This window comes from Enterococcus sp. AZ156 (genome assembly GCF_051714165.1).
Classification (GTDB): domain Bacteria; phylum Bacillota; class Bacilli; order Lactobacillales; family Enterococcaceae; genus Enterococcus_B; species Enterococcus_B pernyi.
The window spans coordinates 530,001-553,960 of sequence record NZ_JBIORI010000001.1; the positions used below are offsets into that span (position 1 = coordinate 530,001).

The 23,960-nt window shown below is 39.7% G+C and carries 20 protein-coding genes (1 of these 20 only partly in view); 15 read left to right on the plus strand and 5 right to left on the minus strand.

All coding sequences use genetic code 11. The features are described from left to right. The 4 genes from IGJ95_RS02600 to IGJ95_RS02615 all read right to left on the minus strand — a co-directional run. Positions 1-461 carry the 5' portion of a glutathione peroxidase gene (locus IGJ95_RS02600; RefSeq protein WP_010736340.1) on the minus strand. Its footprint begins 10 nt before the window's first position, so only the first 461 of its 471 coding nucleotides appear in the window; the start codon lies at positions 459-461; the stop codon falls past the left edge of the window. Positions 462-758: 297 nt separating this feature from the next. After that, positions 759-1,217, minus strand: a complete 459-nt coding sequence (locus IGJ95_RS02605) for an S-ribosylhomocysteine lyase (protein ID WP_019724149.1) — start codon at positions 1,215-1,217, stop codon at positions 759-761. A 152-nt stretch (positions 1,218-1,369) separates the two neighbouring features. Beyond that, complete coding sequence (locus IGJ95_RS02610; RefSeq protein ID WP_019724150.1) at positions 1,370-2,518, minus strand: cystathionine gamma-synthase; 1,149 nt, start codon at positions 2,516-2,518, stop codon at positions 1,370-1,372. A gap of 48 nt (positions 2,519-2,566) precedes the next feature. Beyond that, complete coding sequence (locus IGJ95_RS02615; RefSeq protein WP_023519093.1) at positions 2,567-3,484, minus strand: PLP-dependent cysteine synthase family protein; 918 nt, start codon at positions 3,482-3,484, stop codon at positions 2,567-2,569. A gap of 373 nt (positions 3,485-3,857) precedes the next feature. Between IGJ95_RS02615 and efp the strand changes: the two genes are divergently transcribed. Further along, on the plus strand, positions 3,858-4,418 hold the full coding sequence (efp, locus tag IGJ95_RS02620) for an elongation factor P (RefSeq protein ID WP_010736336.1): 561 nt from the start codon (positions 3,858-3,860) through the stop codon (positions 4,416-4,418). A gap of 61 nt (positions 4,419-4,479) precedes the next feature. Here the strand turns inward: efp and IGJ95_RS02625 are convergent, their stop codons facing one another. Beyond that, positions 4,480-5,976, minus strand: coding sequence for a helix-turn-helix domain-containing protein (locus tag IGJ95_RS02625; protein ID WP_010736335.1), 1,497 nt, complete (start codon positions 5,974-5,976; stop codon positions 4,480-4,482). 354 nt (positions 5,977-6,330) lie between these two features. On the opposite strand from IGJ95_RS02625, the gene IGJ95_RS02630 reads away from it, so the two are divergent. The 14 genes from IGJ95_RS02630 (at position 6,331) to IGJ95_RS02695 (ending at position 23,845) form a co-directional block, all read left to right on the plus strand. Beyond that, positions 6,331-9,774 carry a vWA domain-containing protein gene (locus IGJ95_RS02630; RefSeq protein WP_153830427.1) on the plus strand — a complete coding sequence of 1,148 codons (3,444 nt, stop codon included), beginning with the start codon at positions 6,331-6,333 and terminating at the stop codon, positions 9,772-9,774. After that, positions 9,771-11,123 (plus strand): isopeptide-forming domain-containing fimbrial protein, encoded by a 1,353-nt coding sequence (locus IGJ95_RS02635; protein WP_023519095.1) that lies wholly within the window; start codon positions 9,771-9,773, stop codon positions 11,121-11,123. Before IGJ95_RS02630 ends, IGJ95_RS02635 begins: the two co-directional genes overlap by 4 nt. Then, a complete protein-coding gene (locus tag IGJ95_RS02640) occupies positions 11,120-12,988 on the plus strand; it encodes a SpaH/EbpB family LPXTG-anchored major pilin (RefSeq protein WP_438761410.1) in 1,869 nt (622 codons plus the stop codon). The genes IGJ95_RS02635 and IGJ95_RS02640 overlap by 4 nt, the downstream gene beginning before the upstream one ends. Before the next feature lie 39 nt (positions 12,989-13,027). Continuing rightward, positions 13,028-13,873 (plus strand): class C sortase, encoded by an 846-nt coding sequence (locus IGJ95_RS02645; RefSeq protein ID WP_065096265.1) that lies wholly within the window; start codon positions 13,028-13,030, stop codon positions 13,871-13,873. A 91-nt stretch (positions 13,874-13,964) separates the two neighbouring features. Beyond that, complete coding sequence (gene trhA, locus IGJ95_RS02650) at positions 13,965-14,606, plus strand: PAQR family membrane homeostasis protein TrhA (RefSeq protein WP_010736330.1); 642 nt, start codon at positions 13,965-13,967, stop codon at positions 14,604-14,606. Positions 14,607-14,880: 274 nt separating this feature from the next. Next, positions 14,881-16,137, plus strand: a complete 1,257-nt coding sequence (gene lysA / locus IGJ95_RS02655; protein ID WP_153830429.1) for a diaminopimelate decarboxylase — start codon at positions 14,881-14,883, stop codon at positions 16,135-16,137. After that, complete coding sequence (gene dapF / locus IGJ95_RS02660) at positions 16,124-16,930, plus strand: diaminopimelate epimerase (protein WP_153830430.1); 807 nt, start codon at positions 16,124-16,126, stop codon at positions 16,928-16,930. Before lysA ends, dapF begins: the two co-directional genes overlap by 14 nt. Then, positions 16,927-17,808 carry a 4-hydroxy-tetrahydrodipicolinate synthase gene (gene dapA / locus IGJ95_RS02665; RefSeq protein ID WP_153830431.1) on the plus strand — a complete coding sequence of 294 codons (882 nt, stop codon included), beginning with the start codon at positions 16,927-16,929 and terminating at the stop codon, positions 17,806-17,808. The genes dapF and dapA overlap by 4 nt, the downstream gene beginning before the upstream one ends. Beyond that, entirely contained in the window at positions 17,805-18,524 is a 720-nt protein-coding gene (gene dapB / locus IGJ95_RS02670) for a 4-hydroxy-tetrahydrodipicolinate reductase (protein ID WP_019723554.1), read from the plus strand. The genes dapA and dapB overlap by 4 nt, the downstream gene beginning before the upstream one ends. A 1-nt stretch (position 18,525) precedes the next feature. Beyond that, on the plus strand, positions 18,526-19,221 hold the full coding sequence (gene dapD / locus IGJ95_RS02675; protein ID WP_019723553.1) for a 2,3,4,5-tetrahydropyridine-2,6-dicarboxylate N-acetyltransferase: 696 nt from the start codon (positions 18,526-18,528) through the stop codon (positions 19,219-19,221). 20 nt (positions 19,222-19,241) lie between these two features. Continuing rightward, complete coding sequence (locus IGJ95_RS02680; RefSeq protein ID WP_438761414.1) at positions 19,242-20,237, plus strand: aspartate-semialdehyde dehydrogenase; 996 nt, start codon at positions 19,242-19,244, stop codon at positions 20,235-20,237. Beyond that, positions 20,234-21,583 (plus strand): aspartate kinase, encoded by a 1,350-nt coding sequence (locus IGJ95_RS02685; protein WP_023519100.1) that lies wholly within the window; start codon positions 20,234-20,236, stop codon positions 21,581-21,583. Before IGJ95_RS02680 ends, IGJ95_RS02685 begins: the two co-directional genes overlap by 4 nt. Further along, entirely contained in the window at positions 21,543-22,637 is a 1,095-nt protein-coding gene (locus IGJ95_RS02690; protein ID WP_023519101.1) for an amidohydrolase, read from the plus strand. The genes IGJ95_RS02685 and IGJ95_RS02690 overlap by 41 nt, the downstream gene beginning before the upstream one ends. Positions 22,638-22,672: 35 nt before the next feature. Then, positions 22,673-23,845, plus strand: a complete 1,173-nt coding sequence (locus IGJ95_RS02695) for a pyridoxal phosphate-dependent aminotransferase (RefSeq protein WP_023519102.1) — start codon at positions 22,673-22,675, stop codon at positions 23,843-23,845. Positions 23,846-23,960: the final 115 nt, after the last annotated feature.

The following is a 23,960-nucleotide window of genomic DNA, read 5'->3' on the forward strand; positions in this document are numbered from 1 at the left end:
GCTTCGATTGCTTCTTTCATTTTTAATGGTGAAGTTTTTGGCGCAAAACGTTCAATTACTTGACCGTCTTTATCAATAAGGAATTTTGTAAAATTCCATTTGATTGCAGGTGTCAAAGTACCTGGTGCTTGTTCTTTTAAATAATCAAATAGGGGATCAGCATCCCCGCCATTGATTACCGTTAGTTGATGCATGGGAAATGTAACACCATACGTTGTTCGGCAGGCTTCCGCAGCCTCATTTGCAGAAGCTACTTCTTGCTTGAATTGATTCGATGGGAAACCTAACACTACTAACCCTTTTTCCTGATACATCTGGTAAAGCTCTTCCAACTGTTCAAATTGCGGCGCCAAACCACATTTTGTTGCAGTATTAACGATGATCATAGGGTGGCCCTTGTATTTGTCCAATGAGTAAGTTGTCCCATTTTCTAATGTGACGTTAAAATCATAGATATCCATTCGTTTTTTCCTCCTATTTGTTGATGTATAATAAAGGGTTTGCTGACGTAGTCCCCTAAACTGAAAACATAATGAGCGAAAGTCAATGCCTTCGATCATTAGCCAACATGGAAGACTAAGAGATATTATTTGAGTTTTCTCTTAAAGTTCACGCCAAATTGTCTTTCTCATAACTTACCAAAACAAGCCGTAAAAGACAAAGATTTGGCATGTTCTTTTGTCTTTTACGGCTTATGACTATGAGATAGAGGTCACTTTCCTCAATCTCTATTATGATTAAATAAATGTATGGTCTGTTTATACTCCGACGTCTGACCATTCATCTCGTTTTGCTAAAAATTCACGCGCTAAAGCTTGTGCGCCTTCTAACGTATGGTTTGCAGCCCAGCCACATTGGATTTCGTTACTTGCTGGAACTTCTGTTGCTTGTAGCACATCTTTCATCGTTTTTTCTAAAACATCTAAAATATCGTCATAATTTTCATGATTGATGACAGTAAGATAGAAGCCTGTTTGGCATCCCATTGGTGACCAGTCTACAATATAATCTGCATGGTTACGGATGTTTTCGGCAGTTAAATGTTCTAAAGAATGCAAACCTGCCATATCCATGTGTTCTTTGTTTGGCTGTTTGAAACGGACATCATATTTGATGATCAAATCGCCATGCTCGCCTTTTTTACGATCAGCTACACGAACATAAGGGGCTTTTACTTTACGGTGGTCTAAATTAAAACTTTCGACATTCATTTTCATATTGAATTACTCCTAACTATCTGATGATTCTTTTTAGGGAAATGAAAATCCTCTAAAAAGATTGGGTCGATTTATCTAAATTCTAACACTTATTGCAGGTCAGGTGTAGAAAACTGATTGATTTTTTTTCAATTCTTTAAAGATAAAATGGATCAGTGATTTTTCAATTGGGTAAAGGCTTGGTTCAAATCATCTAAAAGATCTTGGGCGTACTCGATTCCTACGGATAAACGAATCAATCCGTCTTTGATTCCAGCTTTTTCGCGTTTTTCTTTAGGTACAGAGGCATGAGTCATCACAGAAGGAATTTCCACTAAACTTTCGACACCACCTAAGCTTTCAGCGAGGATAAATAGTTGCAAAGCTTCTACAAAAGGAATTGCATCTGCGTCGTTTTTCAAGGTAAAGGAAACCATTCCGCTATAGCCGGACATCTGTTGTTTCGCAATTTCATGATTATTATGGGTTGTTAGACCAGGGTAATAGACTGCTTCAACTTCAGGATGGTTCGCTAATAATTCTGCTACAGCATAGGCATTTTTTTGATGTTCTTCCATACGCACACTAAGAGTTTTGATCCCGCGTTGCATCAACCAACTATCTTGTGGACCTAATACGCTACCGATGGCATTTTGATAGTAACCAATTTGTTCCGCCAACTCTTGGTTGTTTGTCGTAACTAATCCAGCAACGACATCACTATGCCCGCCTAGATATTTTGTGCCACTGTGTAAAACAATATCAGCGCCTAATTCTAAAGGTTTTTGAAAGTATGGTGTAGCAAATGTGTTATCCACGATTGTTAACAGGTCACGATTTTTTGCAATGGCAGCCCCTGCTTTCAAATCGGTGATTTTAAGTAGAGGATTACTTGGTGTTTCTAGGTACAAAGCTTTTGTATTGTCTTGAATTGCTTCTTCAATCTGTGCAAGATTACTTGTATCGACGATCGTATACTCTAACCCATTTTTTGTAAGAACATTATCAAATAAACGGAAAGTTCCACCATAGACATCATCGCCTAAGAGAATGTGATCTCCAGATTGGAATAAGGAAAAGACTGCATGGATTCCTGCTAGACCTGAGGCAAAGGCAAAGCCACGAACGCCACCTTCTAAGTCTGCGATCAATTCTTCTAAAGCAAAACGTGTTGGATTACCTGAACGTGAATATTCGTATTCTTTCGGTTGTCCAACTGCATTTTGGCGGTAAGTCGATGTTTGATAGATCGGTACGCTAACTGCACCGGTTGTCGGATCTTCACTAATACCACCATGGATCAATTTTGTTTGAATATGCATAATTATTTCCTCCAATTTCTTCATTGAGTTTATTGTGTCGTTTGTTGCTTACAGATAAATATTTTTTGATAAGTAACGATCGGACGTGTCTGGAAATATGGTCAGGATAGACTGTCCGTTCGGTAGACGTTGTGCTTCTTTTAAGGCTGCGGCAAAAGCGGCTCCGCTCGAGCTGCCTACTAATAATCCGTGTTCTTTTGCTAGTTGACGTGTGTAAGCAAATCCTTCAGCATCAGAAATCGTTTCAAATCGATCAATTGTCAACTCACTAAGAAAAGGGGGGACAAATTCAACGCCGATGCCTTCAATTTCGTGCCCATGTGAAGGACCACCATTCAAAATTGATCCTTCTGGCTCAACACCAATCAGGCGAAGTTCAGGTAAACGATCTTTTAGAAATTTTGCGGTTCCAGCAAACGTACCACCACTTCCAATACCGGCAACAAAACTATTGATTGACCCTTCCAATTCTTGAAACAATTCAGGCCCCAATGTTTGGTAATAAGTGGCTGGATTGTCTGGGTTTTCAAACTGCAAGGGAACATAACTATTTGGGATCTCAGAAGCTAATTGTTTACTTTTTTCGATCGCACCAACGATTCCTTCTTCTGTAGGAGTGTGTACGATTTTTGCGCCTAGTGCCTGCATGATTTTTTGTTTTTCTATACTAAATTTTTCTGGTACGACAAAAATTGTTTTTAAATTGAATTTCAAAGCTGCCAGACCTAAACCAATCCCTGTGTTACCAGCAGTTGGCTCAATGATCGTTGTTTCTTGATCGATTTTTCCGCTCTCAAGACCGGAAGTCAATAAATACAAACCTAAACGGTCTTTGATACTACCTCCTGGATTCAAGTATTCCAGTTTTGCATAGATCACGGAATCTTTTGGCATAGGAAAATCTTGCGCAGTAAATTTATAGACGGGTGTATGCCCGATTGCTTCAGTAATTGATGAAATGATCACGAATCCAAACCTCCAAAAAAGTAAAATAAAAAGGAGCTGACTATTTAATCAGCTCCTCGTAAGATCATAAATTGAAAAGACCAAGAAAGAAAACACTTTCACTACAGAAAGAGATCTTTCATTCAACTATGAAGGGCAATTAATAGACATGGCAAACAGTATGCTGTTTTTATACACCATACAACAACACTTCAATTGTTTTAAGTAATTGATTGCCATGTTTATCCCTCCAATAATGATTTAATTAAAAATAGCATGAAAAAATAAGAAAGTCAAAGACTATCATTTGAAAAGCAATAATTTCCTAGTTTTATAGACGTTTGTCTGATACAATAAGGGTGATTATGATTAAGAAAAAAAGGAGCAAAAAATAATGATCTCAGCAAGCGATTTAAAAGCCGGAATGACATTTGTCCAAGACGGAAAATTGATCAAAGTAATTGATGCAAGCCATCACAAACCTGGTAAAGGAAATACTGTGATGCGTATGAAGCTAAAAGATGTTCGTACTGGTGCTACTTATGATACGACACTAAGACCAGACGAAAAATTTGAAAAAGCACACATTGATACAAAACCAGTTCAATACTTATACACAATGGATGATACAGCATTCTTTATGGATCTAGAAACATACGAACAATATGAGATCCCTGTAGAAACTGTAGCTGAAGAAATGAAATTTATCTTAGAAAACATGGAAGTTAAAATCCAATTCTTCGGTAGCGAAGTGATTGGTGTCCAATTACCAACAACAGTTGTCTTACGTGTCGTTGAAACACAACCATCGATCAAAGGTGCGACAGTGACTGGTTCTGGTAAACCTGCAACGATGGAAACAGGCTTAGTAGTCAATGTTCCTGATTTCATTGAAGCGGATGAATTACTAGAAATCAATACAGCAGAAGGTTCATACGTAAAACGTGCAAAATAACCGAGTGTAGTAAAAAAGCTTTTAAGCAGGATGCTTAAAAGCTTTTTTTTATATTAATCAGTTAATCAGCAAACAATGTTTGTAGTTTTAAATGATGGACTTCTAACAGTCGTTGATACAGATTTGTCTCAAAGTCTCTATAATGACAAAAATCAAGGACTGTATACTTAGAAGAATCAAGACCATTAGGAATCAGCAGGGGGGAACCAAAGATGAAAAAGTCATATTCTTCAGTGATGGGAAGCGTGAGTCGCTCGATATCTACAAAGGGGATCTTCTTGCCTAAATTCAAGATTTCTGCGGAGATCAGATGCTCAGAGACGTTGACAAACCCAACTTTCAATTTATAGTTTTCATCGATTTCTGAATAATATGGATAAAGTAAACTGGCTTGTAGAAAGGCTAATTCACTTACGCAAGATTTCAACCAGGTATAGTTTTTTCGTTGTGCGATTTTTTTCCAAAACCCTTCGATTTTGATTGTCAAGATACGTAAAAGTGGGTATTTATCTTGAATATAAGAAGAGATAAATAATGTGGTCAAAGGAATTTTTTGCTTGAACATGCTAAAGTTACCGATGGATAGATAGAGATTCAAAAGCAAAGCGGGCTCTTTTTCAAAATGGAATGTACCAATAAATGTCTGACAGTGCTCTTGAAATTCCTCTAAAATAGCTTTGATCTCATTACTCGGTTGTTGATAGGAATGTTGCACGATCGGCACACGAATATCTTGATTAGAGGTAAGAAACGGCCAATAATAGAACAAATAAAACAAAGAGTTTACCTCTAAGATATCTAAACGAAGATTCGCAATTTTGAAGAAGTCGTAAAAAAAGTCAATGTTTGTTTCACTTGGAATAAAGGAATCTCTCGATAATCGATAGATATCCGTAAAATGATTATTTTCGATCCTCAGCAAACAAATCAGACAATGGAGACTAGCTTGTTTTTTTCCTAAATCAAACTTATTCTTGTGTTGCGATCCTTCGTGCTTATAAATCAATGCGCGAACTTCTTGGCTGTAAGGAATACTATCCAGACTTTCTCCTAATGAAACAAACCAAAAGAAGTTGAAAAAAATGATACGAATCAGCATTTCAGAACCAGATAAGGTAAGATTCGATAAATTCAAATTGATATTGTACTCCTTCAAATATTCAGCCAATTTTTTTGTTTGTCGAAAACATGTTGAGCGGCTGATAAAATGGCGATTGCAAAAAGCTGCAAGATCTTCATCTTGTTCAGTCAGAAGACTGATCAATAATTTATAAGGAACACTTTCTGTTGATAGGAAATGTTGGTATTGGGTATATTGAACAAGTTGTTCAGGAATGGATAACTTGTTTTTAGTATGTAACAGTTTAATATCAGTAAATTGTTCTAAATCATCTTGTATAGCACATAGGATTTTTTTGAAACGGGTCGGACTGAAATAGAAATCTAAGTTTTCTCGTACATGATCTAAACTATATTCCCCCGGCCATAAGGTCATTATCTTTCCATACACATTTAATTTCATTCTTGCATGGTCATCTAATAAAATTTTTTCAATCAATTCTTCACCTTCTTTTTATATTTTTATTATTAATACCGTATTTATTTTTCCTTGTAAATACTTGTCTCAATTTTCTAAAAAAACTCTATCGGATTTAGAAATATTTTTTTAAAATTTGTCTCAAAATTATTGCTCAATGAGTATATTTTGTGAGAGAAAAGAATAATAAATCGGTTTTAAATAACTAATCATTCAATGTATTCGTTTTACTATATCAAATTTAAAGCTCCTTAAAATAACTGTAATTTAATAGTTAGAGACAAAAGAGAAGAGAACTAGAAAGATTAGTGAATTTTTTCTTTTTTTTATATTATCTAATTGAATTTTAAAGTTTTTCTAAGGAGGTATCCATAAATGAAGAAGCGAAATTATTTCATCGTTTTCTGTCTATTTTCTCTATTTTTCGTCACCTATTTCTATTTCCAAAAAGGAAAGACTGTGGCAGCTAATGAAGAGGCAACCATTGAAGTCTTAAATAATGAATATGGCAAAGTAAGTATTAGGAAAATAGATCGTCAGCTAACGGTCGTGTATCGATTAAATGAGCAAACACAAGAAAACAGATTTTTATTCCAGTTACATCCAAAAGATGCACCTGAAACGAATCTGCTTTCCTCTGTTTCTCAGGAATATCAAGAATACACAGATGAGCAACAACGAAAATGGCTAGCAGGTGATTTTTCTCAAGCCATTGAAGAAAAAGAATTGACCATTGAATTGCCGAGTACGAGCAAAGAATTTCAACTCAATATTCAGATAGAAGAAAAAACGGGTCAGTTACTTTTATCTGACCCAGCTTCCTTTTCATTTTCTATAGATAACGAGAATCAGGAAACTGCACAAACGAGTGAACCAACGTCTGAAACCACGACTTCTTCTGAAAACAGTGAGGTGTCGGATGATTCATCGATAGCTAAAAACGAATATCGTCCGTTTGAACAACCAAAATTATTCAATGAACAGTTGAAACCGAAAGGGTTAGCGACGATTGAACCGGAATATACCACAGATGAGCAAGGAACCTATCCGCAAGCGATGTGGCAACCGGAAAATGACGAGAATGTACGAAATCATCAAGGGAATCGTCATGGTCAATCACAATGGGATGGATTGACGAATTGGGATGGTGACCCAACCAATCAAAACAATTCTTATATTGAATATGGTGGGGAAAAAGAAGAAGCCGATTACGCAATCCGTAAATTTGCCAAAGAGACAGCGACTCCTGGATTGTTTGACTTGTATCTGAATGTTCGAGGAAATACCCAAAAAAATATCCCTCCTTTAGATGTCGTTCTGGTTGTTGACTGGTCTGGCAGTATGAATGAGGACAATCGTATTATTGAAGTGAAGAATGGGATTGATCGATTTGTCGATACCTTATCAGAAAGTGGTGTAACGGAAAAAATCAATTTAGGTTATGTTGGTTTTTCTAGTGAAGGCTACGACAATCGAACGATACCGATTGCAGGATTTGATTCTGTAAAGGAAGAAATCCAAGCAGCCACACCTGATTCAACAAGTGGTGGTACGTTTACTCAAAATGGTTTACGTCAGGCAGGCGAGATGTTGTCTGAACAAAATGGTCACAAAAAGGTGATCGTTCTTTTGACTGATGGTGTTCCGACATGCTCCTATCACGTATCAAGTGTGGTGACTGAAGAGGACGTTAGTTATTATGGCGCGACTTTTAGCAATCAAGTCGATCATCCCGAATATACTTCAAAAATTTCCCCGCCTTATCTTGTACCTGTTAGAGACCAATATTCACAATGGCGTTGGATCAATTCAACGTTTACAGCAACGATTGGTGAAGCAATGGCATTGAAACAACGAGGAATCGAGATCCATGGCTTGGGTATACAGTTGCAAGGAGATGAAACTGAAGGCATCACGAAAGAGGAAGTAGAACGTCGAATGCGTAAGATGGTTTCCACTGGCGAAGACGGCACGGCATATTATGAATCTGCCAATGAGTCTACAGATATTGCTGATTATCTAGCCAAAAAAGCTGTGCAGCTTTCTGGAACAGTCGTTGATGGAAAAATCACTGATCCAATCATTGATCCATTTGTTTATCAACCAGACAGCGCTTCTGTTACAAGTGTAGGGACAACCCCTCTATCGATTGAGCCACTTCTCTCTATTGATGGGCAAACGATCAACGTCGATAAAATCTATTTAGAAAAAGGGCAAGAAATCCAACTACATTATCAAGTGAGACTCCAAACAGAAAGCAAAATGTTCGAGACTGATACTTGGTATCAAATGAATGGGCAAACAATCTTCCAACCAACGAGCAACCCAGATGTTTTTGCTAAATTCGGTGTGCCGTCAGCCAAAGCACCAGGTGTATCTCTTGATTTTTTCAAAGAATGGGAAGAATTTGATCAAGATACGACGACTCGACCAGAGAAAGTGATTTACGAAATCAAGCGAACAGGAATCACCGAAACATCTAGTTGGGAAAGTGGCTATGTACAATTAAGTAAACCGGAAGAGGAGAACACCAATGTTTGGGAGCGAACCAATATCACCAAACTTCTAGCGTCCAGTGAAGCGTCTCGTGAAACCCTCAGCTTGCCAAAACACAACAATCAAGGGCAAGAATTTCACTATGAAGCGGTGAATGAGTTAGATGTACCAGGATATCAATCAGAAAAAGTCAACGCAACGACTTGGAAAAATAAAAAACAATTTGTTCCTTTAGATTTAAAAATAACCAAGAAAACTTCGTCAGCTGACCATCTCCTAAAAGGAGCAGTGTTTCAACTAACGATTGAAGGTCAGGAGATTCAGCTGATCGACCATGAGGATGGTACCTATTCATTGCCAGAAGGCACACGCCTTGAAAAAGGAAAATCTTATACATTGACAGAAATCAGTGCACCTGCTGGACATGAAAAATCGGAAAAGCAGGCGTGGGAAATTGCTATTTCTGACAATGGGGAAGTAACAGTGGACAAACAACAAGCTACAGTCACTGATCAAGTGATCCAATTGACGATTGAGAATCCATTTGCAGACCTTCCGATAGCCATAAGAAAATATACTGAAAAGGACAAACAAAAAATCAATCTGGCAGGAGCAACTTTTGCTTTACAAATAAAAGGAGAAACAGGAACCTATCATACACTGAAAGAGGAAGTTACCGCGTCATCAGGATTGGCAGAATTCGTGATACAAAAAGCGGGTGAATATCGCTTAGTAGAAACAGCAGGACCGCTTGGTTACGATACGATTCCAGGAAACTATGAATTTAAAGTTGACCCTTACGGTACGATTCTCTATGACGGAGAAAATGTAGAGGAAGATACCGTTTGGACATTGACGCATATGAATCAAATCAAACCTTTTGATTTAACAGTCCTAAAGCAAACGGATACAGGACAGGTGTTAAAAGGGGCAGTCTTCCGACTATCCGGTTCAGATGGACAGGTTGAATTACCAAACGACGATAAAGCAACTGATACATTTGTTTTTGAGAACCTAAAACCGGGTGAGTACACGTTGGAGGAAATCAAAACACCAGAAGGTTATCTGGGGTTAGAGCAACCCGTACAGATCGTTATCCAAACGGATGGAAAAGTAACTGTAGATGGTGAACCATCAGAAATCCAGTTACAAACTGATCATACGAACAACCAAATCCATTTGGTCATCACCAATCAGGCATTGATCCCACTGCCTGAAACCGGAGGATCTGGCCGACTTGGCTTCCTATTATTAGGTATCCTTGCGATTGTTTCATTTGTCGTTTATTTAAGGGGGATGAGACGAGGAGGCATTTCAAGTTGACCAAGTATTATTGGTTCTTGCTGTTGTTGCCTTTTCTGTTAGTTGGTGGTGCCAAAACGTGTATCGCCCAAACACAAGAGATGGTCCAGTTGATTGTCCATACTACGCAACCCTCATCAGATAAACAAACGGAATCTCATAAAGCGAGTTTTGCGGTTTACGATGTGACAAAATCATTTTATCAATTACGTAAAAAAGGATTTACTGTCGAAGAAACACAACAAATCATTGCGCGACAAGGTACTTCAGCAGGTTCTTTTCTAATGGAAAAACTGGTGAAGTCGAACAATGATGGAGAAGATGTAGCAATCTTTGATCTACGTGAGTCAACGAATCAAATAGGTAACGTTTATTTAGTGAACGAAACCACTCACATAGCAGATGCGTTTGTAGGATCACAAAATGTAGTCGTGGTTTTGCCTCTTTATGATTCATATGATCACCCACAAAAGGCAATCCATCTCTATCCTAAAATGAACCAAGAGCCATCTGCGATCGTCTTTGAAAAAAAGCTTGTAGAGGAAAAAAACACTTATTCGATTGGTGAAAAGATCTACTATCAATTGGATATCCAGTTTCCAAATGGAATAGCAACTGAAGAAACATGTGTAGTCACTGACAGTGCGACGAAAGAGTTGGAGTTGCTAACTGAATCGCTCAAAGTCCACAGTGAAGAAAAACGCTTGGAAAATCTGACGTTTCATAGCCATAGTCAAGGATTCAGTATTGCGTTTAACGGTCAAGACTTGCAAGATCTGGCAGGTAAAACAGTGAGGATCAACTATCAGATGCGTTTACGACAAGATGCAATCGCTGATCAATCGATCATCAATCAAGCGACATTAGATATCGGAACAGCATCATTGTCACGAAGTACACGTATTCGAACAGGAGGGAAGTGGTTTCAAAAAGTTACAAAAGATAAGGAACAACAGGTGCTAGAAGATGCAATGTTTATGATCAAAAACCAACAGGAAGAATACCTGCATTTGAAAGATGGAAAATATTGCTGGAAAAAACGAGCAAGAGATGCAATAACGCTGACTTCTGATCGAAATGGCTTATTTTCCATCAATGGCTTAGCAGACGGAGAATATTTACTTGAAGAAATCAAAGCACCAAAAGGGTATAAAAGAAATCCTTATGCTGTCTCGTTTGTCGTAAAAAGTATGTCATATGCCATCAATGGACAACCTAGTGAACCTTTGAAAATCACTAATCAGAAACAAGAAACGAGTTTTCTTTTTCCAAAAACAACTGACGAAAAAATAAGTGTTGGTATGATTGGTGGCATATCGATCATAGGTAGTTTCATTATTTATCAAAAGAACAGGAGTAAAGAAGAATGAAGAATAGAAAAAATTTCAAAAAAGTATTACTATGTCTTATTTCATCACTACTTACACTGGTGGCATTACTTCCTAATCCACAAGTGTTTGCTGAAGGAATGGATGCACAATTGGTGATCCACAAAAAGAAAATGTTAGATTTCCCACAACAAGAGATCCAAAATACAGGGAAAGAAATGACTGAATTCAACAACTATCAAGGGTTGGCAGATGTGACGTTCCATGTGTATGATGTCACCGAATCATTTGCTGAAGCAAGAAAAAATGGCGCGACGATTGAAGAAGCAAAAGCGATCGTCCAATCACAGACTTCTGGCACAGCTCTTCTTTCTGGTACCACAGACGCTCAGGGGGATCTTTCTTTAGCATTGCCAAAAAAACAAGCTGGAAAAGATGCAGTTTATGTGATTGAAGAAGAAGCAAAATCAGGAGTAACAGCTGCTGCAAATATGGTTGTGGCATTTCCAGTATATGAACTGATCAAACAATCCGACGGTTCATATCAATATGGGACAGAAGAACTAGACGTAGTTCATTTATATCCTAAAAATGTCGTGGAAAATGAAGGAACGCTGAAGGTCAAAAAAGTAGGTTCAGCAGAAGGTGAAGCACTAAACGGTGCGGAATTTGTCATTGTGAAAGAAGATGTAGGTGTTGCCAAATATTTGCAAGGTGTAGCACAAGGAATGTATACATGGACAACTGATAAATCTAAAGCAAAACACTTTGTGACTGGCAAAAGCTATGAAATCGGTGAAGAGGACGTTGCTGAAAATGAAGCAGAGAAAGGTCAAATGCTCATTACTGGATTAGAAGTTGGCGAATATGTGTTAGAAGAAGTAAAAGCACCTGAAAATGCAGCGATGATCACTGAGCAAACGAAGACACCATTCACAATTGTTGTTGGTAGCCAAACGCCAGTTGAACTTATAGTGAAAAATGATACGACGAAAGTAGAAAAAGAAACGCCGCAATTAGATGGGCAAGACGTAGCAATCGGAGAACCGATCAATTATGAGATCAGCGTCAATATTCCTCTTGGGATCGCGGATAAAGAAGGATCAAACAATAAATATACCACCTTCAAATTGATTGATACACATGATCCAGCTTTAACATTCATGAACCAATCAACGGGAGAAACAGGTTATGCACTTTACGATGGTGAAACGATCATTGATTCAACAAATTACCACGTAACTGAACAAACAAACGGCTTCACAGTAACGATTGAACCAACTTATATTCCTTCATTGACTCCAGGTGGTACGTTGCGTTTTGTTTATTACATGCATTTGAATCAGTTAGCAGAACCAACCCAAGGCTATAACAACGAAGCAAATGTTGATACTGGACATACGACAGATCAAACACCACCAACTGTGGAAGTACTGACAGGTGGGAAACGATTCATTAAAGTAGATGGAGCAGTAGCTGATATCAAACCATTAGCAGACGCTTCGTTTGTGGTACGTGATCAAGATGAAGCAACAGCGAAATATTTGATCATTGATCCAGTAACAAAAGCAGTAGCGTGGACGACTTCACAGGAAGAAGCAACGATTTTCACGACAACAAGTGATGGATTAGTGGATATCACAGGCTTGTCTTATGGTACGTATTATTTAGAAGAAACAAAAGCACCAAACAATTATGTGAAACTAACTGAACGAATTGCGTTTAAGGTCGATCAGCAATCTTATGCTGTTACAGGTGAATTGGTTGCACCAGAGAAAGTACCAAACAAACACAAAGGGACATTACCAGCAACTGGTGGCAAAGGCATTTCATTGTACATTTTCTTAGGTGTGGTTTTACTGACAATCGTGGGTGCATACTGGCTAAAACGACCAAAAGTTAAATAGTATCAAATGAAGAACAAGTGACTCGCTGAGGAGAATAAAATGAAACAAAAAAAATGGCGTCTGTTAGATCTAATCATGTTCTCGGTATTTTTTATCGGTGTCCTCAGCTTGGCGTATCCTTTTGTCAGTGATACGTTGAATAATTATCTCGACCAGCAGATCATCAAAAATTATCAAAAAAAGGCAAAGTCTGAACATGCGACAGAACTTGCTGAATTACAAAAGCGGATGATCAAAAAAAATGAACAACTGGCATCAAACGTAGCGATGCCAGAAGCAGACCCATTTTCCAAGAAAAAAAAGAATGATCAAAAATCTCAGAAATCGTATATCGAATCACATACCGTTGGTGTTTTGACGATCCCCAAAATCAATGTCAGCTTACCGATTTTTGATCAAACAACGACGAAACTATTGGAAAAAGGCGCTTGTCTGCTCGAGGGCACCTCATACCCGATCGGAGGCAAATCGACACATGCGGTACTTTCCAGCCACCGAGGCTTGCCGCAAGCAAAATTGTTTACAGATTTACCTCAATTAAAAATAGAAGATCACTTTTATATTGAAATCAATGGACAGTATCTTGCGTATCAAGTCGATCAGATTAAAACCGTAGCACCGACAGAAACAGAAGCGCTACAAATCCAAGAAAATCAAGATTTAGTCACACTGGTTACTTGTACTCCGTATATGGTCAACAGTCACCGTTTATTAGTACGCGGACACAGGGTCGCTGTTGAACCAGAAGAAATAAAAGAATCGTTAGAAAAAGTGAAACGGGCGAAGCGTACTGCATTTTTACTCGTAAATGGCTTGATCAGTGTGTTTTTGTTGCTATTTCTTATCATGATGATAAAATATTTTACAAAAGTTATTAAAAAATAATATAGTTTCGGAAACTAGATGATAAAGTTTTTGTAAACAGAACATCTTTCATGTATAATGAAATTGAACAAACGAAATGGAGTGGATCAAGATGGAGATAGAATTTAGCCGAAAGTACCAAATCGTCAATGAAGTATTAAATGCGGTGACCCATGGGATTGCAGCTTTGTTAAGTCTGCTTTGCTTCAATTTGCTGATGGATCGCGCCCATACAACCTTAGATTATGTCGCTTTTGCGATTTATGGTAGTTCTCTTTTTCTGCTATTCTTTTCTTCTACGTTATTTCATAGTTTGATTTTTACGAAAGCAAAAAAAGTATTTCAGGTATTTGATCATTGTTCGATCTACCTTTTGATTGCTGGAACCTACACGCCATTTTGTCTGCTAGTCGTGCAAGGAACGACAGGACTAGTTTTGCTAAGTGTTATTTGGGCGACAGCAGTGATTGGCATCATCTATAAATGTTTGACTTTAACAAAGACAAACAAGGTATCAAAAGTTTCAACGATCATTTACAATGTGATGGGGTGGGCAATCATCGTTGTGCTACCTAAGCTCTATCAGAATATCGATTTGACTGGCTTGCTACTGCTAGTTGGCGGAGGAATCGCCTATTCTGTGGGATCACTATTTTATAGCATGAAAAGCAGACGATTCACCCATGTGATTTGGCATCTATTTGTCATGTTAGGTGCAGCGTTGATGTTTTTAGCAATCTATGTAAGTAATTGATTTAAGGAAAATATGATTCAAAAAACTGACCAATTTATTGGTCAGTTTTTTTGTCTATTTCTAAGAGAATTATGTGAAAATAAATAGTAGTTTTTTATTTTTTGTTTTCTGTATGCAATAAAATTGAAAAATTAAACATTTTTGCTGAAAATAGCGATTTAAACTAGACAATTCAAACAATTTTGTTTAATATTATTCAAATAAAATTCAAATTATAATCTAAGGATATTTCAATTTGATGAGAAAATAATTTTTTGAAAAGAGGGAAAAGAGAATGACAGAATTAACGATCGGCGAAATTCCAGTGAGTCAATTAGCAAATGAATATCAAACACCCCTATATGTGTATGATGAAAAAAAGATGGAAGAAACGATAAAGTCGTTTAAGCTGAACTTTGATTCTGATTCTTTTCAAACAAAGATCTTGTATGCGTCTAAAGCCTTTCAAACGGTAGAATTACTCCATCTAATTGCTGAACAAGGGTTAGGTCTAGATGTCGTAAGTGGTGGGGAGATTTATACCGCGTTACAAGCTGGATTTCCTTTAGAAGATATTTATTTCCATGGCAACAACAAAACGATTGATGAATTAAGATATGCCATTGAAAATGATATACGCCATTTTGTTGCAGATAATGGGATGGAAGTCGAAGTCTTGGAAGAGTTAAGCCGAGAATATCAGAAAAAGCTACAGATCATGTTGCGATTGAACGTAGGGATCGAAGCACATACCCATGAATACATCGTCACCGCACATATCGATTCAAAATTCGGCATGCTTTACGATAGCGATGTTTGCCAACAAGCGATTGCACGTATCCAACAAAGTGAATTTCTTAGATTGGAAGGCTTTCATGCCCACATCGGCTCACAAATCTTTGATATGACTGCTTGGCTGGCTGAGATCGACCAGCTGGTTACCTACCTTGAAGATTTTCAACAACCGCTTTCTTTAAATCTGGGAGGGGGCTTTGGTATCCGTTATACCGAAGCGGACACACCTTTACCAATTGCAGAATCAGTCAAACATCTGGTTACACACACAGAGCAGACGCTAGCTGACAGAAACTTAACGATCGATCGCTTATTGATTGAACCTGGGAGAAGTATCGTTGGTGAAGCCGGAACAACACTTTATACAGTCGGCTATATCAAAGAAACACCTCACAAGAAATATTATTTTGTGGATGGTGGGATGACAGATAATATTCGACCGGCACTTTATCAAGCAGAATATACCTGTGATTTAGCAAATAAACTAGACATTGAAAAAACAGAAAAAGTGACGGTTGCCGGAAAAATGTGTGAATCAGGAGACGTGGTGATCCAAGAAACACAGTTGCCTCCTGCAGAGCCAGGTGATCTTCTGGCAGTGTATGCCACAGGAGCCTACGGATATTCGATGAGTAGCAATTACAATCGTGCACTGCGACCAGCAGTTGTTTTTGTCAAAGATGGCGTGTCGAGAGAAGTCGTGCGTCGGCAAACTTATGCGGATCTATTGAGAGGAGAAGTCTATGCATATTTATAAATATAATGGTTGTGGCAATGACTTTATTCTCTTAGATTACGATGAAACGATCGACTATAGTCATTTGGCTCAAAGCTTATGTGCACCCACGGCTTACGATACGGATGGATTGATTGCTGTTAAAACCGAACCTTTAGAAATGATCTACTACAATAAAGACGGTAGCCGTGCGCCGATGTGTGGCAACGGTATCCGTTGTTTTGCCAATTATGTCAGCGATCAACAATTACTTGAAGCGCCACAATTTGCGGTCAAAACGCTTGCTGGGATGATCCATGTGACAATCCATTCACGAGAGCCTTTTTATTGCACAGTCGACATGGGAGCGCCGGACTACCAACCAGAGGAAGTAGGCGTAGCACAATCAACACCTATCATCAAACAAACGCTGACGATTGATGAGCGAAAGGTAGAGCTGACTAGTTTATTCATGGGGACGATCCATACAGTTGTTTTTGTTGAAGATGCGTTGGCTGAATTAACCAAAGAGACTGGAGAAAAACTCTGCCATCATCCCTTATTCAAAGAAAAAACAAACGTCAATTTTGTCCAATCTGTCAATGAAGAAGAATTGATCGTCCGCACGTATGAACGTGGGGTCGGTTGGACACTAGCTTGTGGTACAGGTTGTTGTGCAGCGTATGTCGTCGCAAGAGATCAAGGATACCTTTCCGGCTTACAAGCGACGATTCATTTAGAGCAAGGCGATTTACTGATTTCTGGCGATAAAACGATCACGATGGCGGGACCAGCCACCTATGAATGGCATAAAAATTTGGAGGTAGAGGCATGATCAAAGGTTCAATTGTCGCGTTAGTGACACCAATGACGGAAACAGGTGCAGTGGATTATCTAGGCTTGGAGCAGCTGATTGCGTTTCATCTGAAAGAACAAACAGACGGCTTACTGGTCCTTGGAACAACTGGGGAATCACCCACACTATCTGAGGAGGAAGAGGAAGAGATCTTACGATTCACCGTTGAAAAAGTCAATGGACGTATCCCAGTGATTGCTGGTGCAGGATCAAATGCAACGGCGAAAACGGTCAAGAAAGTCCAACGCTTTGCTGAACTTGGGGCAGACCAATTATTAGTGATCACCCCTTACTATAATAAAACGAGTGATGTAGGGTTACTGGCTCATTTTAAAGCGATCGCAGACGCTTCCTCGCTACCAATCATCTTATATAACGTACCGTCACGAACAGGGATGACGATTTCGTTACCTGTATTAACAGAACTAGCGAAGCATCCACGAATCATCGGCATCAAGGAAGCCTCTGGTGATATGTCCTATACAATGGAAGTGGCGCAACTGATTGATGAATCATTTGCACTATACAGTGGCAATGATGATTTGATTTTACCTATTCTAAGTATTGGTGGTATCGGTGTGATCAGTGTTTGGGCAAATATCCAGCCAAAAGTAGTCCATGAAGTAGTTCATGATTACTTAAACGGAAACAGTCCTTCAGCAAAAGAAAAACAATTGACTCATTTAGCGTTGATCAATGCCTTATTCAGTGAAACCAATCCAATTCCAGTGAAAGCAGCAATGAATCATTTAGGCTTACCTGCTGGACCATTAAGACTACCACTGATTGAATTAGGCGAGGAGAAAAAGCAACAACTTATCGCACTGTTAACAGAAAACGGAGGGGCAAGCACATGAATATAGGGATCATCGGAAGTGGAAAAATGGGTAAGCGAATTGCAGAAGTTACCGAAGAATATCAACATCAGCCATTGAGTTTGACCGAATCCTTACAAGCAACGGAGGAATTATCGTTTGATCAGACACCAGCAGTCATGATCGATTTTTCTCATCCAGCTGGTTTGGATAAAATCTTGCGATACAGCAAAGCTCACCAAGTCCCACTGGTGATTGGCACAACAGGCTATACCGAAGAGCAATTTGCTGAAATCGCCCAAGCAGCTCAAACGATCCCTGTACTCTACAGTGCTAATTTTTCATTAGGGATTATGGTGATGAATCGCTTGATCAAACAAGCAGCTAAAGACTTAGCCAGCTGGCAGATCGAATTAATCGAAAAACACCACAGCCAAAAAAAAGACGCACCTTCTGGCACAGCCAAGCGCTTAGTAGAAACACTACAATCTGTTCGAGAGCTGACGCCTGTCTATCAATGGGCGGACAAATCACGAGAAGACCAACAAATCGGTGTCCATAGCCTACGTGCAGGCTCTTTTCCAGGAGAACATGAAGTCCTTTTTGCAACCAAAGATGAAGTTCTTTCAGTGAAGCACGAAGCCTTTTCAAATCGAATTTTTGCAGAAGGGGCAGTTCAAGCAAGTATCTGGTTGGCCGAGCAGTCAGCCGGTTCATATCAATTAGAAGATTTATTTGAACCTAGAGGAGGAGCCTAAGTTGAACGCACAAGAAATCATTCGTTTTATTCAAACAGCAGAAAAAAAGACCCCAGTCAAAGTTTATTTAAATGTATCAGAACCTGTCGAGTTTCCGAATGCGAAAGTATTTGGTGAAGTGCATAGTCCAATCGTTTTTGGAGATTACAAAGACATCGCGCCGGTACTAGAAAAAGAAGCGGAAAAAATCTTAGCGATCGAACTAGAACAAACTGCTAGAAACAGTGCAGTTCCTTTACTGGATGTCAAAGACATCAACGCTCGCATCGAACCAGGCGCTGTCATTCGTGATCAAGTGACCATCGGCGATCAAGCAGTGATCATGATGGGCGCTGTGATCAACATCGGTGCTGAGATCGGGGATCATAGCATGATCGATATGGGAGCAATCCTAGGCGGACGTGCGACTGTCGGTAAGAATTGTCATATCGGTGCTGGAGCTGTGTTAGCTGGAGTCATCGAGCCAGCTTCCGCTCAACCAGTAGTGATCGAAGATGGTGTATTAGTTGGTGCGAATGCAGTGATCGTCGAAGGCGTTCGTGTTGGAAAGAATGCAGTCGTCGCAGCAGGTGCAGTCGTTTTAGAAGACGTTGCCCCTGAGACGGTCGTTGGTGGTACACCGGCACGTGTATTAAAAATAAAAGATGATCAAACCAAAGAAAATACCGCATTGATTGCAGCACTAAGAGAATTGTAGACAAAGAAAGGATGAAAAACATGCGCGAAATAGATACCTGTATTGTCGGAGCGACGGGATTAGTCGGTCAAACTATGTTAAGAGTATTAGAGGAGTACGATTTTCCAGTAGGAAAACTCAAGCTTTTAGCATCCAAACGCTCTGCGGGGAGTCTGTCTGTGTTTAAGGGAAAAGAGTATGTTGTCGAAGAACTGACTAAGACTTCTTTTTCTGGGTATGATTTGGCGCTTTTTTCAGCTGGAGCATCCGTGTCTCAAACATTTGGCCCAATTGCACGTCAAGCCGGCTTAGTAGTCATCGATAATTCTTCAGCGTGGCGAGAAGATCCTACGATCCCGTTGATCGTCCCTGAAGTAAATCTAGAGGATCATACGTTAGATCCATTGATTGCCAACCCAAATTGTTCGACGATCCAGTCCGTGTTACCACTGAAAGCACTACAGAATACCTTTGGTGTGACACGTGTCAATTACACGACGTATCAAGCTGTTTCAGGTTCAGGGCAACAGGGAATCGCTGATCTACAGGCGACAAAAAATGGTGAACCAGCAACTTTTTATCCCCATGACATCAGTCAAACGGTCATTCCAGAAATCGATCGCCCAATGGAAAATGGGTATACCAAAGAAGAACAAAAAATGATCAATGAAACGAAAAAAATCTTGCATCAACCAGATTTGCCTGTATCTGCGACTTGTGTCCGTATACCGATTGAAAATGGCCATGGTGTCTCGATTGCTGTTGAGTTAGAAAAGGAATTTTCATTGGAACAAATCCGTGCTTGCTTCAGTCAGTTTCCAGGGATTTTGGTTGTCGATAACTTAGCAGAACACCAATATCCCACAAGTACATTAGCAAGAGGCACAGACCAAGTATACGTTGGGCGTATTCGTCACGACCTCTCTGTTGAAAATGGCTTACTCTTTTACACCGTGGCTGACAATATTCGCAAAGGCGCTGCGGCTAACGCGGTGCAAATTGCTTTGGCGCTTCTACAAGAGGAGGTCCTTTCATGAAAGTCGCAAAATTTGGTGGAAGCTCGATGTCTCATGAAGAACAGTTCCGTAAAGTCCGTGAGATCGTGTTAGCTGATCCTAATCGAGAAGTCGTTGTCGTTTCCGCTTTAGGAAAAAGAACCGATGAAGACGATAAAGTGACCGATTTACTCTATTTGATCCATGCGTATCTTCAACATAAGGTTGATTGGACGCCACTATGGGAACGGATCACACAACGTTTTATTCAAGTTAGGGATCTTCTGTCACTCGACTTTCCGATTGAAAAAGAATTAACCACGATCGAAACACATCTAAAACAGGAAAAAGTGACGATCGATTATTTAGTCAGTCGTGGGGAGTATCTGACTGCGCAATTGATGGCGGAATATTTAGGGTATACCTTTGCAGACGCAAGTGAGCTGATCTACTTTGATTATGAAGGAGGCATCGACTTTCCGCGTACAGAGCAAGCAGTACGCGAGATGTACCAGAAACACCAAAAGTTGATCGTCCCAGGATTTTATGGTGCCAACCCAGCAGGAAAAGAAAAATTACTTGGTCGTGGGGGCAGTGATATTACCGGCTCCGTTTTAGCAAGTGCCTTACAGGCAGATCTTTATGAAAATTGGACGGATGTTTCAGGCATCATGATGGCAGACCCAAGAATCATTGACTCACCGAAAGTAATTGAAGAGATCTCTTTCCGTGAATTACGAGAAATGGCTTATATGGGTGCCAATGTCTTGCATGAATCCGCGATTTTTCCTGTACAAGAAGCTGATATCCCGATCCAAATCAAAAATACGAATCGACCGAATGATCATGGAACAAAAATCTCAAATCATGAAGTCGAAAAAGAAAATGGATTGACGGGGATTGCAGGAAGAAAAGACTTTCTTTCAATCACCTTGTTCAAACGACATATGTCAGACGAGATCGGTTTTATTTGGAAAGCCATGAGTATTTTTGCAAAACATGGCATCTCGATCGAGCATATCCCCTCTGGCATCGATAATATCGGTGTCGTCGTTTCGGCGGAATTGATCATGGATAAATTGTTTTTGATCACGAAAGAATTACGTGAGGAATTAGGCGTAGAGGAAATCGAGATCATCGAAGACTTGGCTTTGATTTCTGTTGTAGGTGGCCCACATAAGGAACCAATTGGACTTTCTGGAAAAGTATTATCGATTTTGAATGAGTTAGAAATCAGGACCTCGATTTTATCGCAAGGTGCGCAAGAGTTGAATTTGATCATCGGCGTACCCAATACACAATATGAAACCGTGGTAAAAGGAATCTATGAAGGGATGGTGAGGCGACATGTTGGCAACACACCGAATGGCGTTACATCAAATTCCTGAACTTGGCTTTCATGAATTTAAAACGAAAGAATACCTTTACGAACAAATCAAAAACTGTGGTGGCGTGATCCATGAAATCGATGAGACAGGCTTGTTGGTTTATTTTGATCAGCAACAAGACACAACGATTGCTTTTCGGACAGATATCGACGCGTTGCCCATCACTGAAGCCACAGGGTTACCTTTTGCGTCTACACACCCAGGATTCATGCACGCCTGCGGACATGATGGTCATATGGCAATGCTCTTAGGATTGACCGATTATATTGCCACGCACCGTCAAGAGATGCGGCACAATATCGTCTTGATTTTTCAACCCTCAGAAGAAATTGCTGGCGGGGCAGATAGTGTGATCCGTTCTGGGTGGTTGGAACATTACAAGGTACAGGCAATCTTTGGTTTTCATTTATGGCCAGGCTTGCCAGAAGGAAAAGTATTTTCACGACCAGGTGCGTTGATGGCGCAAAGTAGTGAAACAGATATCATCGTCCAAGGCAGATCTGCGCATATCGCCTCAAGCAGTCAAGGCATCGACAGTCTAGAAGCAGCTGTGCGTTTTATGAAACAAGTCTATGACTTTGATGAATCTCTGCCAGAAAACCTTGAACATCTCTTGAAATTTGGTCAGATTACAGGTGGGACGATCCGCAATGTCTTAGCCAATGAAGTCGTGATCTCAGGCAGCATTCGTTCATACAGTCGTAAGACCCAAACGGACTTAAAGATGCAACTAGCACGACTAGCAAAAGAATTCCAACAAACTTCCCCAGCGAAAATCTCATTTCGTTATAACGATGGGTATCCTGCTGTACGTAACGATGAACAGTTGTATGCAGCACTTGCCCACTCAGAGTTATTACATGAGTTGGCTGAGCCTGTCTTACAAGCAGAAGATTTTGGTGTTTATACGGAACACTATCCTTGTGTCTTTTTCTTCTTAGGTGTAGGTGATACACCAGCCCTGCATGATGCCACCTTTGATTTCGACATGGCTGTTTTAGAAAAAGGATTGGAATGGTACCAAACAATCCTTTACACCGAGGAACTTTTCTGAAAAAATAAGGATAGTAACCAAAAGGGGAGAAGTCTATGAATCTACACCATCGTTTTAATCCAAGGCTGGCTAAAATCGAAGTCTCGCAGATCCGTATGTTCGATCAGCAAATCTCAAGCATTCCGGGCATCATCAAATTGACATTAGGTGAGCCAGATTTTTCAACACCTGAAGCAGTCAAAGAAACAGGGATCACAGCCATCAAAGAAAACTATTCTCATTATACCGGGATGAGAGGTTTACCAGAATTATGTGAAGCAGCTTGTTTCTTCCAAAAAGAACGTTACGGTCTTTCTTATGATCCGCAAACGGAAGTACTAACAACGATCGGTGCCACAGAAGCGATCGCGACAGCTTTATTAGCGGTCTTAGAAGAAGGGGATAAAGTATTGATCCCAGCACCTGCATATCCCGGCTATCAACCAATTGTTGATCTAGCAGGCGCCGAATTGATCACGATCGATACATCAGACACTGGCTTTATTTGTCAGCCAGAACAACTAGAAGAGGCGTTTGCCAAATACGGAGACGAAATCAAAGCAGTGATTTTGAATTACCCAAGTAATCCAACGGGAACATTGTTATCTGCGGAGCAAATGAGCAAACTTGCAGAAGTTTTAAGCCAGCACCCAGTCTTTGTCATCAGTGACGAAGTTTACTCGGAGTTGAACTACGTGGGAGATCATGTCTCGATGGCTACGTACTTGCCTGAACAAACGATCGTCGTGAATGGACTCTCTAAATCTCATGCCATGACTGGTTGGCGCATTGGGTTTCTCTTTGCTCAAAAACCAGTGATCGATGAATTGATCAAGGTCCACCAATATTTAGTTACTTCTGCCACAACGATTTCTCAAAAAGCTGCGGTCGAAGCCTTGACAACGAGTATGGACGAAGGGGAAAAAATGAAGGCCCGCTACGTCGAACGCCGAGATTATCTATTGCCGCAACTTACGGAATTAGGTTTTCAAATCTCTCAACCTGATGGTGCGTTTTATTTGTTCTGTCGCTTACCAGAAACAATCCAGATGAATTCGTGGGATTTTTGTTTAGCACTCGCAGAACAAGGTAAGGTTGCCTGTATCCCTGGCTCAGCTTTTGGACCGGAAGGTGAAGGATTTATCCGAATCTCTTATGCAAGTGGGATGGATGACCTACAAGAAGCGTGTAAACGTATCGGCACATTTTTAGCACAATTAAAAAAATAATATTAAAATAACGAATAAAATTTTTAGGCAAGCCTTTTCATTTGCATTATTATTCTTAGAATGATATCGTAAAATTGTTTAGAATGATTCTAAACAATTGTTATGAGGAGGGTTT

Bases quoted from the DNA above. Each gene is read 5' to 3' on its own strand.
- dapA (WP_153830431.1), top strand. From the start codon at position 16,927: ATGATCAAAGGTTCAATTGTCGCGTTAGTGACACCAATGACGGAAACA.
- IGJ95_RS02645 (WP_065096265.1), top strand. From the start codon at position 13,028: ATGAAACAAAAAAAATGGCGTCTGTTAGATCTAATCATGTTCTCGGTA.
- dapF (WP_153830430.1), top strand. From the start codon at position 16,124: ATGCATATTTATAAATATAATGGTTGTGGCAATGACTTTATTCTCTTA.
- efp (WP_010736336.1), top strand. From the start codon at position 3,858: ATGATCTCAGCAAGCGATTTAAAAGCCGGAATGACATTTGTCCAAGAC.
- IGJ95_RS02610 (WP_019724150.1), bottom strand. From the start codon at position 2,518: ATGCATATTCAAACAAAATTGATCCATGGTGGTATTAGTGAAGATCCG.
- IGJ95_RS02685 (WP_023519100.1), top strand. From the start codon at position 20,234: ATGAAAGTCGCAAAATTTGGTGGAAGCTCGATGTCTCATGAAGAACAG.
- lysA (WP_153830429.1), top strand. From the start codon at position 14,881: ATGACAGAATTAACGATCGGCGAAATTCCAGTGAGTCAATTAGCAAAT.
- IGJ95_RS02640 (WP_438761410.1), top strand. From the start codon at position 11,120: ATGAAGAATAGAAAAAATTTCAAAAAAGTATTACTATGTCTTATTTCA.
- trhA (WP_010736330.1), top strand. From the start codon at position 13,965: ATGGAGATAGAATTTAGCCGAAAGTACCAAATCGTCAATGAAGTATTA.
- IGJ95_RS02695 (WP_023519102.1), top strand. From the start codon at position 22,673: ATGAATCTACACCATCGTTTTAATCCAAGGCTGGCTAAAATCGAAGTC.
- dapB (WP_019723554.1), top strand. From the start codon at position 17,805: ATGAATATAGGGATCATCGGAAGTGGAAAAATGGGTAAGCGAATTGCA.
- IGJ95_RS02630 (WP_153830427.1), top strand. From the start codon at position 6,331: ATGAAGAAGCGAAATTATTTCATCGTTTTCTGTCTATTTTCTCTATTT.
- IGJ95_RS02690 (WP_023519101.1), top strand. From the start codon at position 21,543: ATGTTGGCAACACACCGAATGGCGTTACATCAAATTCCTGAACTTGGC.
- IGJ95_RS02680 (WP_438761414.1), top strand. From the start codon at position 19,242: ATGCGCGAAATAGATACCTGTATTGTCGGAGCGACGGGATTAGTCGGT.
- IGJ95_RS02605 (WP_019724149.1), bottom strand. From the start codon at position 1,217: ATGAAAATGAATGTCGAAAGTTTTAATTTAGACCACCGTAAAGTAAAA.